Origin of the sequence: Nonomuraea terrae (genome assembly GCF_004348995.1) — a bacterium.
GTDB classification, from domain to species: Bacteria; Actinomycetota; Actinomycetes; order Streptosporangiales; family Streptosporangiaceae; genus Nonomuraea; species Nonomuraea terrae.
The window spans coordinates 1-13,494 of sequence record NZ_SMKQ01000237.1 but is presented as its reverse complement, the minus strand read 5'-3'; the positions used below and the strand labels follow the sequence as shown (position 1 = coordinate 13,494).

The 13,494-nt window shown below is 72.8% G+C and carries 14 protein-coding genes; 3 read left to right on the top strand and 11 right to left on the bottom strand.

What is annotated here, in order from left to right; translation table 11 throughout:
• On the bottom strand, positions 1 to 2,007 hold a 2,007-nt coding region (locus tag E1286_RS40960), incomplete at its 3' end, for an FAD-dependent oxidoreductase (protein WP_165970142.1).
• 133 nt (positions 2,008 to 2,140) lie between these two features.
• Between E1286_RS40960 and E1286_RS40955 the strand changes: the two genes are divergently transcribed.
• The gene (locus tag E1286_RS40955; protein ID WP_132621732.1) at positions 2,141 to 3,130 is read left to right on the top strand and encodes a helix-turn-helix transcriptional regulator; all 990 of its coding nucleotides are present in this window, start codon (positions 2,141 to 2,143) and stop codon (positions 3,128 to 3,130) included.
• A gap of 47 nt (positions 3,131 to 3,177) precedes the next feature.
• Here the strand turns inward: E1286_RS40955 and E1286_RS50915 are convergent, their stop codons facing one another.
• Positions 3,178 to 3,273 (bottom strand): helix-turn-helix domain-containing protein, encoded by a 96-nt coding sequence (locus E1286_RS50915; RefSeq protein WP_425464794.1) that lies wholly within the window; start codon positions 3,271 to 3,273, stop codon positions 3,178 to 3,180.
• On the opposite strand from E1286_RS50915, the gene E1286_RS50910 reads away from it, so the two are divergent.
• Positions 3,262 to 3,756: a hypothetical protein gene (locus E1286_RS50910; RefSeq protein WP_165970141.1), complete on the top strand. Its 495-nt coding sequence runs from the start codon at positions 3,262 to 3,264 to the stop codon at positions 3,754 to 3,756. The two genes, E1286_RS50915 and E1286_RS50910, sit on opposite strands and share 12 nt — an antisense overlap.
• On the opposite strand, the gene E1286_RS40940 is transcribed toward E1286_RS50910, so the two are convergent.
• Genes E1286_RS40940 through E1286_RS40915 form a run of 6 tightly spaced genes read right to left on the bottom strand, consistent with a single transcriptional unit; the run spans position 3,749 to position 9,862 of the window.
• Positions 3,749 to 4,507: an SDR family NAD(P)-dependent oxidoreductase gene (locus E1286_RS40940; protein ID WP_132621728.1), complete on the bottom strand. Its 759-nt coding sequence runs from the start codon at positions 4,505 to 4,507 to the stop codon at positions 3,749 to 3,751. The genes E1286_RS50910 and E1286_RS40940 overlap by 8 nt on opposite strands.
• A gap of 2 nt (positions 4,508 to 4,509) precedes the next feature.
• Complete coding sequence (locus E1286_RS40935; protein ID WP_246075603.1) at positions 4,510 to 6,816, bottom strand: tetratricopeptide repeat protein; 2,307 nt, start codon at positions 6,814 to 6,816, stop codon at positions 4,510 to 4,512.
• Positions 6,806 to 7,561, bottom strand: a complete 756-nt coding sequence (locus E1286_RS40930; RefSeq protein ID WP_246075602.1) for an SCO6745 family protein — start codon at positions 7,559 to 7,561, stop codon at positions 6,806 to 6,808. Before E1286_RS40930 ends, E1286_RS40935 begins: the two co-directional genes overlap by 11 nt.
• Before the next feature lie 48 nt (positions 7,562 to 7,609).
• The gene (dapF, locus tag E1286_RS40925; protein ID WP_132621724.1) at positions 7,610 to 8,422 is read right to left on the bottom strand and encodes a diaminopimelate epimerase; all 813 of its coding nucleotides are present in this window, start codon (positions 8,420 to 8,422) and stop codon (positions 7,610 to 7,612) included.
• Between the two features lie 9 nt (positions 8,423 to 8,431).
• A complete protein-coding gene (gene miaA, locus E1286_RS40920; RefSeq protein WP_132621722.1) occupies positions 8,432 to 9,337 on the bottom strand; it encodes a tRNA (adenosine(37)-N6)-dimethylallyltransferase MiaA in 906 nt (301 codons plus the stop codon).
• A 12-nt stretch (positions 9,338 to 9,349) separates the two neighbouring features.
• Positions 9,350 to 9,862, bottom strand: a complete 513-nt coding sequence (locus tag E1286_RS40915) for a methylated-DNA--[protein]-cysteine S-methyltransferase (RefSeq protein WP_132621720.1) — start codon at positions 9,860 to 9,862, stop codon at positions 9,350 to 9,352.
• Positions 9,863 to 9,872: 10 nt separating this feature from the next.
• Here E1286_RS40915 and E1286_RS40910 point away from each other — a divergent pair, with 10 nt between their 5' ends.
• Complete coding sequence (locus E1286_RS40910) at positions 9,873 to 10,787, top strand: ribonuclease Z (RefSeq protein WP_132621718.1); 915 nt, start codon at positions 9,873 to 9,875, stop codon at positions 10,785 to 10,787.
• On the opposite strand, the gene E1286_RS40905 is transcribed toward E1286_RS40910, so the two are convergent.
• The 3 genes from E1286_RS40905 to E1286_RS40895 form a co-directional block, all read right to left on the bottom strand.
• Positions 10,763 to 11,413: a class III extradiol ring-cleavage dioxygenase family protein gene (locus tag E1286_RS40905; protein WP_132621716.1), complete on the bottom strand. Its 651-nt coding sequence runs from the start codon at positions 11,411 to 11,413 to the stop codon at positions 10,763 to 10,765. The genes E1286_RS40910 and E1286_RS40905 overlap by 25 nt on opposite strands.
• A gap of 66 nt (positions 11,414 to 11,479) precedes the next feature.
• A complete protein-coding gene (locus E1286_RS40900) occupies positions 11,480 to 12,217 on the bottom strand; it encodes an isocitrate lyase/PEP mutase family protein (RefSeq protein ID WP_132621714.1) in 738 nt (245 codons plus the stop codon).
• A gap of 120 nt (positions 12,218 to 12,337) precedes the next feature.
• Positions 12,338 to 12,958, bottom strand: coding sequence for a hypothetical protein (locus E1286_RS40895; RefSeq protein WP_132621712.1), 621 nt, complete (start codon positions 12,956 to 12,958; stop codon positions 12,338 to 12,340).
• Positions 12,959 to 13,494 lie beyond the last annotated feature (536 nt).

The following is a 13,494-nucleotide window of genomic DNA, read 5'->3' as shown; positions in this document are numbered from 1 at the left end:
GAGCGTGTCCCACAGCTTGAGCCCCATGTCGGCCGTGGTGTAGAACTCCCAGCCCAGCTCGCCGACGTACGAGACCCGCATCGCAAGCACCGACACATGCCCGATATATCCCGATTTGCAGGTGAAATACGGGAAGCCCTGGTGGGACATGTCCATGTCGGTGAGGCCCTCCACCAGCCCCCTGGCCCAGGGTCCCCAGACGCCGACGCAGCACGTGCCGGGCGTCAGGTCACGCACCCGCACCCCGCCCGGCGCGTGCCGGGTCAGCCATTCGAGGTCGAGGTTGCCGTTCGCGCCGACCTGGAACGTCTCCTCGTCCAGCCGCGCCACCGTGAGGTCAGACCGGATCCCGCCGCCGGCGTCCAGCATCAGCGTGTACGTGACCGAGCCGGGCTTCTTGTCCACGTTGTTCGTCGTCATACGCTGCAGGAACGCCGCCGCCCCGGGCCCGCTGACCTCGATCCGCTTGAGCGGCGTCATGTCGTAGAGCGCCACCCGCTCCCTCGTGGCCCAGGACTCGGCGGCGGCGATCGGCGACCAGTAACGGCCCGCCCACGCGTCTCGCTGCATCGCCCCGAGGAACGGCTCCGCGGCCGCCCCCCGGGCCTCCTCGGGCACGTCGGCGTACTCGTCCCTGCGCCGCCGTACGAGGTCCTCCAGCAGGGGCACGTTCGACTCGAACCAGTGGGGCCGCTCCCACCCGGCCGCCTCAAGGAAGTACGCGCCGAGCTCCCGCTGCCGGACGTGGAACGGGCTGGTGCGCAGCGGCCGCGGCGACTCCATCGGCTGCAGCGGGTGGATGACGTCGTAGACCTCGATGAAGTTCTGCCTGCCGCGCTCCTCGACGAAGGCGGGCGACAACTGCGCCTGCTCGAACCGGCCCAGCTCGCACTCATGCAGGTCGAACCCCGACCGCCCGTCCACCAGCACCTCGGCCAGCGCCCGCGCGACCCCCGCCGAGTGCGTCACCCAGACGGCCTCGGCCACCCAGAACCCGTCGAGCTGCGGAGCCTCGCCGATCAGCGGTAACCCGTCGGGGGTGAAGGAGAAGACCCCGTTGATGCCGTCCGCGTACTTGGACTCGGCGAGCGCGGGCAGCAGCTCGACCGCGTCCCGCCAGGAGGGCTCGAAGTCCTCCTCGGTGAACGCCTGCACCGACGGCATGGTGGTGCCCTTGAGGCCGATCTCGTCCTGGGCGACCGGCATGGGGCGGTGGGCGTACGAGCCGATGCCGATGCGGTCGCCGTGCCGGCGGAAGTACAGGTCGCGGTCCTGGTGGCGGAGGATCGGGCCCTGCGGCTGCGGCGGCAGCGGGCCCGACCTGGCGTACTGGTGGGCCAGCGGCTGCAGCGGCACGGTCAGCCCGGCCATCCGCCCGATCGACGGCCCCCAGAAGCCGGCCGCGCACACCACCACGTCGGCCGGGATCGTCCGGTGCCCGCCGGACGTCACGACCGAGACCCCGGTGACGCGCCCGCCGCGCTGCTCGACCCCCACCACCGTGTGGTGCGGCAGGAACCTGGCCCCGCGCTCGGTGGCCCGCGCCGCCTGGGCCTCCCCGCAGGCCACCGCCGCGGCCAGCCCGTCGCTCGGGACGTGGAGCCCGCCGAGCACCTTGCCCCGGTCGAGCAGCGGCCAGAGCCGCGCGCACTCCCCGGCGTCGATCAACCGGGCCTCGACGCCCCACGACTCGGCCCAGCCGAGCTTGCGGTGCAGGTCGGCCCAGCGTTCGGGTGTGGTGGCCACCTCCAGGCCGCCGACCTGCTGGAAGCACGACGGGCCGAGCGCCGCGTACTTGCTGACGGTGTAGGCGGCGAACGCGGTCATCGTCCTCGACGGGTTCGTCTGGAAGACCAGGCCGGGCGCGTGCGAACTGGACCCGCCGGCGGTGAACAGCGGCCCCTGGTCGACGACGGTGACGGAGGTCCATCCCCGTTCGGTGAGCTCGTCGGCCAGGGCGCAGCCGACGATGCCGGCGCCCACGATCACCACACGGGGCCGACTCATGGCGCCTCCGGTTGTTCCTTAATGCGCAATACGCACCGGACTACGCAACGACCATAGAGCGCCGTTCATCCCGGGACAAGACCGGTGGACCGCCCGACGCCTAGGCTGCTCGGATCATGACAGGGGAGGATCTATGGCGCAGCGGCGCTTACTTGAGGGGCTCGGGGTCACCGCCGCCGAGGAGACCGCCTACCGCGCCCTGCTGCGGCACGGACCGGCCACGCTGAACGAGCTGGCCGCCCAGACCGGCTCGTCCGCCGGGGGCATCCGCCGCATGCTGCCGCGGCTGGAGGACCTCGGCCTGATCTCGCGCGTGGCCGGACGGCCGCTGCGGCTGATCGCCACGCCCCCGAACATCGCGGTCGACATCCTGGTCGCCCGCCGCCAGGAGGAGATCACGCACAGCCGGGCCGCCGCGGCGCTGCTGGCCACGGAGGTCAGCGAGCGCAGCGGGCCGCATCCGGAGGAGGTGCTGGAGGTGGTCTCCGGCCGCGACGCCGTGTCCCGCCGCTACCTCCAGCTCGAACGCAACGCCACCCGCGAGATGCTCGTCCTCGTGCACCCGCCGTACGCGGTGGACATCAGCGACGACCAGGAGAACCGCCGACGCGCCGCCCGCCAGGGCGCTCCCGTCATCCGCGGCATCTACAGCCCGCAGGCGTTCGAGCAGCCCGGCATGCTGGCCCACACGCGCCGCGCCATCGCCGACGGCGAGCAGGCCAGGCTCGGGCACGTGCCGGTCAAGCTGGCGGTCGCCGACGCGAGTACCGCCATCCTGCCGCTGGTCTCCGAGGAGGACCAAGCCGTCGAGAGCGCCCTCGTGGTGCACCCGTCGGCGCTGCTCGACGCGCTGGTGGGGTTGTTCGAGACGCTGTGGCGGGCGGCGGTGCCGCTGCGCCTGACGTCCGAGGACCTGGAGCCGGAGACGTGGCCGCAGGCGCCCGACACGGAGGTGCTGGCCCTGCTCGCGGGCGGCATGAAGGACGACGCCATCGCCCGCCAGCTCGGCCTCAGCCCCCGCACGGTGCAGCGCCGCGTCCAGGTGTTGTGCGAGCGTCTGGGCGCTCGCACCCGTTTCCACGCCGGCTACCTGGCCGCCCAGCACGACCTGCTCGACCAGTGATCCACCACCCGGGCGGCACCCGCCTCCCGGGTGTCACCATGGGTGGGTCAGGGGACCAGGCCAGCCTCGTAGGCGGCGATCACCAAATGCACGCGGGTGCGCGCGCCGAGCTTGGCCAGCAGGTGGCTGACGTGGGTCTTCACCGTGCCCAGGCTGAGGTGGAGCGCGGCACCGATCTGGCCAAGGCGGCCGTCTTGACCGGCGCGGCCCTGACCGTGCTGGTCCTGGTCGGGGGCCTCGGATACGGGTACGGCCGGGTGGTGACCGCGCGGCACGATCCGGCGGTCCTGCCGCCGGACGCCTGGCGGCAGATCGGCGCGGCGGCGCTCGTGCGGGTGATGGCCGCGCTCCTCGGGCTCGCGTTCGGCGCCCTGCTGCGCAACGGAGCCGTGGCGGTCGTGGTTCTGATGGCGGTCCTGTACGTCATCCCGCTGGTCGTCCTGTCGCTTCCCGGCGGCGAGGACGTCGGCGGGTTCCTGCCCCTGGCGGCCGGGCTGGAGCTGCTCCGCCAGACTCCGCAGACGATGCCGGCATCGACGGCGGTCGCGGTCTGCGCGGCCTGGGCACTGGTGCCGCTCGCCATCGCGCTCGCGGTCAGCCGCCGACCCGGCAGCACCTCTAGGTGAGCAGCACCCCGCCGTCGACCGGCAGCGTCACCCCGGTGACGTACGAGGCCGCGTCACTGGCCAGGAAGACCGCGGCGGTCACCAGCTCCTCGGCCTGGCCAAGCCGCTTCATGAGCACCCGCGTCTCCACGATCTGCTCGAGATAACCGGGTTTGTACTGATCGGTCATCTCGGAGACGAAGAACCCGGGCTCCAGGCAGTTGACCCGGATACCGCGCCGTGCCGTCCACTGCTGGGCCAGGTCGCGCGTGAGCCCGGACACGGCCGCCTTGGAGGCGGTGTAGGCGGCCTGCGGCAGCCCCGCCGTGGTCTCGCCGAGCACGCTGCCGATGTTGACGATCGAGGAGCCTGGCCGCATCACCCGCGCGCACGCCTGCGCCATGCAGTACGTGCCGAGCAGGTTGACGTCGATGACCTGCCGGAACTCCTCGGGCGTCTCGCGCAGCGCGGGCACGGCGGTGCCGATGCCGGCGTTGTTGATCAGTACGTCGACACGGCCCAGGCCCTCGACGGCGGCGGCCACCAGCGCGTCGCAGTCTTCCGGCCGCGACACGTCGGTCGCCATCGCCAGGCACCGGCGGCCGGTCTCTTCCACCAGCCGCCGCGTCTCCTCCAGCCGATCGGCGCGGCGCGCACCGATCACGACGTCGGCGCCCGCCTCGGCCAGCCCCCTGGCCAGGGCGACGCCCAGCCCGGAGGAGGCACCGGTGACGACGGCCACCTTGCCGTCGAGCCGGAAGCGGTCGAGCACTTCTAGAGCCCGTATTCCTTGACGATGCGCTCGTGCCGCTCGACCTCGACGCCGATCTCGCGGGCCAGGTCGAGCCAGGCCAGCGGGTGCACCCAGCGCTCGGTGGCGTCGTCGAGCAGCGCGTCGACCTCGGCGGGCGAGACGTCGGGCGGCACCGCGACCCAGCCGAACACGCCGGGCAGCCGCTCGCCGGTGCTCGGGTGGGGGATGGTGTAGTTCTCGTCGCTGTAGACCCACATCGGCCAGCCGCGCTCGGCCATGACCTCGGTGAACTCCGCCCAGTCCTCCTCGCTCGGCGCGGCGCCGTCGAAGAAGTAGCTGGTGTAGCCGCCGGGCCGCAGGATGCGCACCGCGGCGAACGGCGGCACGAAGTTCTGCTGCTCCTTGGGGTCGTCGGGGACGGGCTCGAGCAGCTGCGGGTCGAACACGACCAGGTCGCCGGCGTTGTAGTCCATGCCGCGCGGCTGCGGCAGGGCCAGCCGGGCGGTGGCCGGGCCGGTGCGGATGGACAGCACCTGGCGCTGGCCGCCGTCGGGCGCCGGGAGGACGAGCCGGATCAGGCCCATCTCCTCCTCGATCGGGCCCTCGCTGGACTTCAGCGGCATGCCGAGCTTGGCCGCGCCCTTGCGGACGAGCGCCCAGTCCTCCGCCGAGGTGGCCATGACGATCATGCGCCAGACGTCTTCGTCGGCCAGCTCGTCGATCACCTCGGCCAGCACGTTGGCGGCCCTGTCGTTGTGGTCGAGCTGCTGGGCGGCGCCCGACAGCAGGCGGCGGGCCTCGATGCCGGCGCCGGCCGAGACGGCGTGCTCGGCGGCGTCGAGGCACTCCTGCCAGCGCTCGCGGGCGCTGTGCATGCGGGCGAGGGCGACGTACTGGTCGGCGTGCGGCAGCAACGCGGCCATCTGCTCCAGCCGCTCGTCCTGGCGGGCCTCGATGAGCAGCGTGGTCAGGTAGGCCACGTCGTCGGCGTGGGCGGTGGCGATGTCGCCGGTGTCGACGAGCATCTTCCAGTAGATGTCGGCGCCTGCCGCGGGGAAGCCGAGGAAGCCGAGCGTGGTGGTGTGGCGGCGGGTGGCCTCGAGGTCCTTGCCGGACAGCGGGGCCAGCCAGCCGACCCACTTCTCGGGGTCGGCGTTGAAGCCGTCGGCGGCGTCGAACTGGCCGACCCGCTCCTCCAGCGGCCCCGGCGCCGCGGGCTCCGGGGTGGCGTCGGCGGCGGCCCGCAACGCGGCGATGCGCTCGGCCAGGTCGCCGGTCTCGCGCAGCTCGGCGGCGCCCGCCTCGGCCACGTCGGCCAGCAGCCTGGCCTGCCAGACGCCCTGGCGGCCGAGCGCCAGGTCGCCGGCGACCAGCGCCAGCTCGACGCGGGCGCGGTAGCCGCCCATCATGCCGAAGTAGTCGATCCACTGCCGCACGACGCGGCCCAGCTGCCAGGTGTTGGTGATCTGGGCGGAGCCGGCCAGCTTGGCGACGGCCTGTGTCCATTCGGTGAACACCCGCGGGTGCTCGCCGATCACGTCGAGGTCGGGCAGCGCGTCGACGGCCTCGGAGATGCGGCCCAGCGTGGCGAGGATCAGCGCGCGGCGCACGCCGTCGCGGTGGGGCTGGGCCACCGGGTCGTCGGGCTTGGCGTCGGCCGCGGCCTGCAGCGCGACGAGCGCGTCGTCGCCGCGCCCGGCGGCCAGCAGCGCGCGGGCGCGCTCGGCGCCGAGCTCCCAGCTCGGCTCGCGCCCGGCCGTGCGCAGCCGCTCGATGGCGGAGTCGGCGTAGGTGACGGCCTCGCCGGGCTGGCCGGCGTCGGTCAGGGCGGCGACGTACTGCGTCACGAGGCCGGCGAAGGCCGGCTTCTCGGGGCTGGTCGCCTCGATGCGGGGGCTGAGCGTCTCCAGGCGCTGGGCGGCGTAGCCGGGGCCGTCGGTGTTGGCCCACGCGATGGCGAGGGCCTCGACCGCCGCCGGAGCGGCCGGGCAGTCGCGGACGTCTTCGCGCTCGGCGAACGCGAGCAGCTGCTTCGCGTCGTCGACGGCGACCGCGCCCTGCGTCCGGTCGCCGATGCGGCCGATCAGATGCCAGTAGCGGGCGTAGAACTCGAGCCAGGGCAGCTCCAAGGCCTCCGCCTGCTGCGCGATGGCCGGCGCCATGACGTCGAGCTGCGGATATCGGCCCTCGTAAGCCTGTGCGGGGAGGTCTCCCAGCGCCATGGCGAGGCCCACGTTGCCCGCCTCGGAAAGCTGCTGCTGGGTGTCGCCGACCCAGGCCCAGATGTCCACGTCCATGGGCAGCCAGTCTGCCAGGTCAACGGGCATGCCCAAAACGCAGAAGCTCTATCAGCTCGTCCGATTCGCCGTCGCTCAGGACGGAGAACGCCTCCGCCATGAGCGCGTCGGTCGTCTCCTCGACCGCCGCGCGGCGTGCCACGACCTCGGGCCCCGGCGTCGCGTACGGCTCCGGCCAGGTGAAAAAGCGGGCGATCATCTCGCCCGACCGCTGCCCGAGCGGTGTGCCGTCGTGCTCGGCGGCGAGCGTGGCGTCCAGCGGGTGCAGCCCGGCCGCGATCACGGCATTGGCGTGCAGAGCACCGCGCAGCTCGCGTAAGACGTGCATGAGCTGGACGGCGCGGGCGGGCGCGTCGCCGGGCAGCGGCACGGCCCGCCAGCCGGCGAACAGCGGGGCCCCGACCGGCGAGGCGTTCTCGACCACGCGCTGGAGCAGCTCGGCGATCCTGGCGCAGCCGTCGCGCCCGTCCAGTTTGCGCCGCGCCCACGCGTGGCACGCCTCGGCGTAGAGCTCGACGGCCCGCTCGACGGGGAGCTTGCGCCCGCTCTCCCAGCTCTGCCTGACGTGGTCCGGGGGGAAGAAGACCGCCGCCGCGCTCACCACGTCGGCGTCGCACTCGCCGAGGACGCCGCAGCGGCCCCGGAAGTAGAACTCACGGGCGCCGAGGCCGTACTCGTCGCAGACGGCCTTGGCCTCCCTGGAGATCATGAATCCGCCGCCGTACTGCCCGATGGGCGACTTGACCGCCCTGGCAGTGGTCCGCGCGTCCGCCATGTCCACTCCTCGGTTCGTGAAGTGAACCCAGCATCCGCTATCAGAACATCATTCTGCAAGTAGGAGTTCGCCGCTGGCGATGATCTCGGCGGGGCCCGACAGGTAGCTCGTGTCCTCGTCGAGGATGACCGTCAGCGTGCCGCCCAGCACCTCGACCGTCCACGTGCCGAGGGTGTCGCCCGACAGCCTGGCCGCGGCGACGGCCGTGGCCACCGCGCCGGTGCCGCAGGAACGGGTCTCGCCGGCGCCGCGCTCGAAGACGCGCATGACGGCGCGGGTGGTGCCGACCGGGTTGAACAGCTCGATGTTGACGCCGGCGGGGAAGACGCACGTGTCGAAGGCGGGCTGGTGGCTCAGGTCGAGCTGGGCGACCGGATCGCCGATGGCGCAGGCCAGGTGAGGGTTGCCCATGTCGACGTGGACACCGGTGTATTCGTGCCCGCCGAGGCAGGCCACGCTCTCGCCGAGGACGACGGGCTTGCCCATGTCGACGGTGATGTCGCCGTGGGGCTCGACGCGCACCTTGCGCAGGCCGCCGCGCGTCGCCACCGCGAACTCGGTCGCATTCTCCAGCCCGGCGTCGATCAGGTATCGCGCGAAGACCCGTACGCCGTTGCCGCACATCTCGGCCACGCTGCCGTCGGAGTTGCGGTAGTCCATGAACCACTCGGCCGCCGACGCCTGCTCGGCCACCTCGTGGCTCTGCTTCGTGCGCGCCACCCGGAGCACGCCGTCGGCCCCGACGCCGGCTCTCCTGTCACAGATCTTGGCGACGACCGCGGCCGAAAGGTCGACCACACCGTCGGGATCAGGCAGGATGACGAAATCGTTCTCGGTGCCGTGCCCCTTGAGAAAGCGCATTGTACAAGTTTATCCGCATGAGTGCTCGGAGACTCGCGCGAGGGATCTTTCCAGGAGATCGGGAGCGTCGTACGGCAGCCAGCACACCCGCGGATCCCTGCGGAACCACGACTCCTGGCGGCGGGCGAAACGCCTGGTCAGACGGACGGTCTCGGCGAACGCCTGCTCTTCGCTCCACTCGCCCTCGAGGAAACGGATGACCTGGGCGTATCCGAGGGCCCTGCTCGCCGTACGGCCCTGCGCCAGCCCTCGCTCCAGCAGCGTGCGGACCTCCTCGACCAGGCCCGCCCGCCACATGCGCTCGACCCGTACGGCGATCCGCTCGTCGAGCTCGGGCCTCGGCACCTCCAGGCCGATCTGGACGCTCGGGTAGACGGCCTCGTAGGTCGGCATGGTCGCCGTGAACGGGCGCCCCGACAGCTCGATCACCTCCAGCGCGCGCACGATGCGGCGGCCGTTGGTCGGCAGGATGGCCGCCGCGGCGGCCGGGTCACGCTCGCGCAGGCGCTCGTGCAGCGGGCCGGGACCGACCTCGGTCAGCTCGGCCTCCAGCCGCGCCCTGATCTCCGCGTCGGTGCCGGGGAACTCCAGGTCGTCGATGGCCGCCCGGACGTACAGGCCGCTGCCGCCGACGAGGACGGGCACCCCGACGGCGTCGATGACGGCCCTGGCCAGCTTCTGGTACTCGGCCACGCTGGCGGTGACCGTCACGTCCCAGACGTCGAACAGGTGGTGGGGCACGCCGCGCATCTCGGCTGGGGTGAGCTTGGCCGTGCCGATGTCCATGCCGCGGTAGAGCTGCATGGAGTCGGCGTTGACGCACTCGCCGCCCAGGCGCAGGGCGATGTCGACGGCGAGATCGGACTTTCCGGCCGCGGTGGGGCCCACGACGGCGATGACGGGATGCTGGCGCACCCCTCCAGTCTGCTAGAGGTCGAGGAGTGTCGGTTGCAGATAGCCCTCATGGGTGAGCAGCCACCGCTTCGTCTCGACGCCCTCCCCGCCGCTGAACCCGCCCAGCCCGTTGCCCGCCACGACGCGGTGGCACGGCACGACGATCGGGATCGGGTTGGAGCCCATGATCGAGCCGATGCCGCGCGCGGGCACCCCTGAGCCGCTCAGCCGGGCCAGCTCGCCGTAGGTGACCGCGGTGCCGTACGGGACGCGGTGCAGGGCCTGCAGGACGCGCAGCCGCGCGCCGGACATCAGCCGCCAGTCCATCGGCGTCGCGAACTCCTTGAGCTCACCGGCGAAATAAGCATTCAGCTCGGCGACCGCGCAGGCCGTACGATCCGAATCATGGACCTCAGCCAGGCCCAGGCGGTCGGCCAGCCGCTCACGGGACCCCCACCCCGACGCGACGAGACCGATCTCGGTCAGGGCCAGCGTGAACGGGCCCACCGGCGTGGGCACCTCGGCGTAGGCGACCGTGTTCTCCATGGGGGCCATCATGTCCTCACGTGAGCTCGTGGTGCTGGGCACCTCCAGCGCGGTGCCCACCCGCCACCGTAACCACAACGGCTACCTGCTGCGCTGGGACGGCCAGGGCTACCTGTTCGACCCCGGCGAGGGCACGCAGCGGCAGATGACGTTCGCGGGGCTGAGCGCGCACGACGTCCACTGGGTCTGCGTCACCCACTTCCACGGAGACCACTGCCTGGGCGTGCCGGGCGTCGTGCAGCGCATCGCCCGCGACAAGGTCCGCCACCCGGTGCGGGCGGTCTTCCCCGCCTCCGGCGCGAGCTACTGGCGGCGGCTGCGCCACGCGACGGCCTTCGCCGACACCTCCGTGATCGAGGAACACCCCGTCTCCGGTGAGCTGGCCGGCGTCGGCCCGCTGACCGCGCGCCGCCTGTCCCACCCCGTCGAGTCGTACGGCTACCGCCTCCAGGAGCCGGCCGGGCGGCGCATGCTCCCCGAGCGGCTGGCCGCCCACGGCATCCGCGGCCCGGAGATCAGCGAGCTCCAGCGCACCGGCTCCGTGCGCGGCGTCACGCTCGACCAGTGCAGCGAGCCGAAGCCGGGGCAGAGCATGGCGTTCGTCATGGACACCCGGCTGTGCGACGCCGTCTTCGAGCTGGCGCAGGGGGTCGACCTGCTGGTGATCGAGTCGACGTTCCTGTCGTCGGAGAGCGCGCTGGCCAAGGAGTACGGGCACCTGACGGCGTTCGAGGCGGGGGTGGTGGCCGCCGGCGCGGGCGCGCGCCGCCTGGTGCTGACGCACTTCTCCGAGCGGTACGGGTTCGACGACGAGCCGGCGTTCACCGAGGAGGTACGCCGCAGCTACGGCGGCCAGGTGGTGCTCGCTCGCGACCTGATGAAGATCCCGGTGCCGGGGCGTCAGGCCCACAGCGCGGCGAAGTAGCCGACGCCGTACGGCGCGCTCTGCATGAGCAGCCGCCCGTCGTACGCGCTCGCGCCGGCCGCTCCCGCCAGCACCTGCAGCGCGGCCCGGCCGCTCACCCACAGCCGGTCGGCCTCCTCGGGGTCGAGCGCGGCCAGCGGCGCGGGGTCGCCGGCGGCGAGCGCGGCGGCGATGCGGGCGTTGAACGGCCCGGCCGCGTCGTCGTACCGGCCGGGCGCTCCGGGGCTGAGACAGGCCGAGCCGTCGGCCATGACGACCAGCGCCACCCTGTCCGCGGCCGCTGCGAGCTCCTCCCCCAGCTTCCTGCAGTCCTCGCTCGGCGCGTCGAACGCCACGGACCGCAGCCGGTCGGGGGCGTGGCCGTCGAGGAGCAGGCGGCCCACGGTCAGCGACAGCGGCAGCACGGGCTCTCCCCGGCCGGCCGTGCGGTCGACGCCCCAGGCGCGCAGGCTGCCGGCGGCGGCGCCGTCGTACGCCTGCGACGACTCGGCGCCGCCCACCACGATCAGCGCGTCGGGACGCGCCTCACCGACGGCGGCGATCGCGGCCAGGCAGGCGGAGCGGAGGTCGGGCATCCCGAGCACGACCAGCGGGGTGGGCGGGCATACGGCCGCGGCGACAAGCACGACCGCAAGCGTACGACTCCCGCCGAATCCCCGTGACACGCCTCCACGTCACCGCAGGCCACCGGGTCAGAACGGGCTGCGGCCCGCGTGGATCTCGGCGACGAGCTTCTCGGTGTAGGCGTGGACCAGCCGGTGGACCCCGCCTCCGAAACTGATCCTGGCGACACCCAGCTCCGCCAGCCTGGCTAGCTCGGGCACCCCCGGCCGGAAGAAGACGTTGACCGGCGCGCCCAGCTCGTCGACCAGCGCGCGGATCTCGTCCTCGTCGCCGAGGCCGATCGGGTACACGCAGTCGGCTCCCGCCTCCAGGTAGCGGCGCGCGCGCCGGACGGCCTCCGCGCGCGTGGCGCCGCCGTGGAGGTAGACGTCGACCCGGGCGTTGATCACCAGCTCTGGCCGGGCCGCCCGCACCCCGGCCAGGAACTCCGCCTGCTCGCCCGGGTCCACCAGCTCGCCGGTGCCGGGGAGGGAGTCCTCGAGGTTGCACCCGACGGCGCCGGTCTCGGCCAGGCGCTCGGCGAGCTCGGCCGGTTCGAGCCCGTAGCCGCGCTCCATGTCGGCGGTGACGGGCACGTCGACCGCCCTGACCACGCGGGCGACGGCCGCGAGCATCTCCTCGACGGGGGTCTGCTCGCCGTCGTCATGGCCGAGCACACGGGCGACGGCTGCGCTCCCGGTCGCCACCGCGGGGAACCCGGCATCACGTACGGCTCGGGCGGAGGCGGCGTCCCAGACGTTGGGCAGGACCAGCGGCTTCCCGGGGATGTGCAACGCACGCAGCGCGGCCGCTCTGTCAGTCGTCATGCCACGACCCTAGGCTGCCCCGTGACCTGCGCGTAGAGCCACTGGCCACCGTTTACGGCGAGCCACTTCCACGGACCGCGCGGCGGGGCACCCGCTCACCGCCGTCGGCGGGGCCGCCCGTCAGCAGCCGGCTGTGGAGCACTGGCCCTCGACCACGCCGGCCGGGCCGTCGGCGGGGGTGTCGGCCGGGGCGACGCCGCCTGAGGGCTTGCCCGAGCCGGAGGGGGCCGTGGTGGGCTTCTTGCCGCCGTCGGTCTTGGCGTCGCCCGAGGAGCCCGTGCCGGTCGAACCGGTGCCCGTCGAGCCCGTGCCCGTCGAGCCCGTGCCCGTCGAGCCGGTGTCGCCCGTCCCGGCCTGGTCGCCGCCGCCCACGCCGGCGTCGCTCACGCCGCCCATGGTGGCGTCGTCGCCGCCGAGGTCGTCACCCGGGGTGTCGGTGACGGCGTCGCCCATCGTGGCGTCGTCGTCCTCGCCGCTCAGCTCGTCGGTGCCGCCCGCGGTCTGGGAGGGCGCGGAGGTGCCGCCGCCGGGCTGGGCCGCTTCCTCGGAGCCGCCGGCCAGCGTGAAACCGATGCCGCCCGCGACCAGCACGGCGACGATGGCGCCCAGGACGATGATGAGCGTCTTGTTGGTGTTCTTCTTGCGCCGGGTGTTTTCCGGGGGAGTATTTCCCGGCCCCAGGAGGGTGTCTCCCGGACCGGACAGGATCTCCTGACGATCGCGATCGATCGGATCTTGCATGGGGGTACAGCTCCCTGCGGTCGTATCGGGGAAAGCTCGCCGGCTTCCGCGGGTGATGGACCACACTAGCCGCATCGGCGGAATGCTCGCACACCAATCACAAAGGAATCACGACTTGTCCCCCCTTAGATCCATTCGCCCAGGTAGTCGCGCCGGCCTGGCACCCGCGGCCGGAGCGGCCGGGGTACTCGTCACCGCGACTCTGGGGATTTTCCTGGCATTCACCGACTCACCCGAACATTCTCCGCGGCGATCTTCAGAAATCGATCAGGAAACCACGCTTACCGTGAGATCGAAATCACCATCGACGCCACTCATAGCGTCGGAGTTAACACCCACAGCCACCACGTCACGCCACTCTCGCGCGCCTTCACATGGAGCGATCCATCTGCCGACGGCGCGACCCGCCGACCTCGTGCTCGGGCCGCTGCCCCTGCCCTGGATCGAACAGGTCCCACCCGTCGCGCTGCCGTCGGTGACGGCAGGCCCCATGGCCTCGCCGCAGGCACGCCGACCAGCCAGGAGCGGCGCCGAAC

Excerpts from the sequence above, each read along its gene's own strand:
- E1286_RS40955 (WP_132621732.1), top strand. The coding sequence starts at position 2,141 with ATGGCGCAGCGGCGCTTACTTGAGGGGCTCGGGGTCACCGCCGCCGAG.
- E1286_RS40935 (WP_246075603.1), bottom strand. The coding sequence starts at position 6,816 with ATGCCCGTTGACCTGGCAGACTGGCTGCCCATGGACGTGGACATCTGG.
- E1286_RS40930 (WP_246075602.1), bottom strand. The coding sequence starts at position 7,561 with ATGGCGGACGCGCGGACCACTGCCAGGGCGGTCAAGTCGCCCATCGGG.
- dapF (WP_132621724.1), bottom strand. The coding sequence starts at position 8,422 with ATGCGCTTTCTCAAGGGGCACGGCACCGAGAACGATTTCGTCATCCTG.
- E1286_RS40915 (WP_132621720.1), bottom strand. The coding sequence starts at position 9,862 with ATGGAGAACACGGTCGCCTACGCCGAGGTGCCCACGCCGGTGGGCCCG.
- E1286_RS40910 (WP_132621718.1), top strand. The coding sequence starts at position 9,873 with ATGTCCTCACGTGAGCTCGTGGTGCTGGGCACCTCCAGCGCGGTGCCC.
- E1286_RS40900 (WP_132621714.1), bottom strand. The coding sequence starts at position 12,217 with ATGACGACTGACAGAGCGGCCGCGCTGCGTGCGTTGCACATCCCCGGG.
- E1286_RS40895 (WP_132621712.1), bottom strand. The coding sequence starts at position 12,958 with ATGCAAGATCCGATCGATCGCGATCGTCAGGAGATCCTGTCCGGTCCG.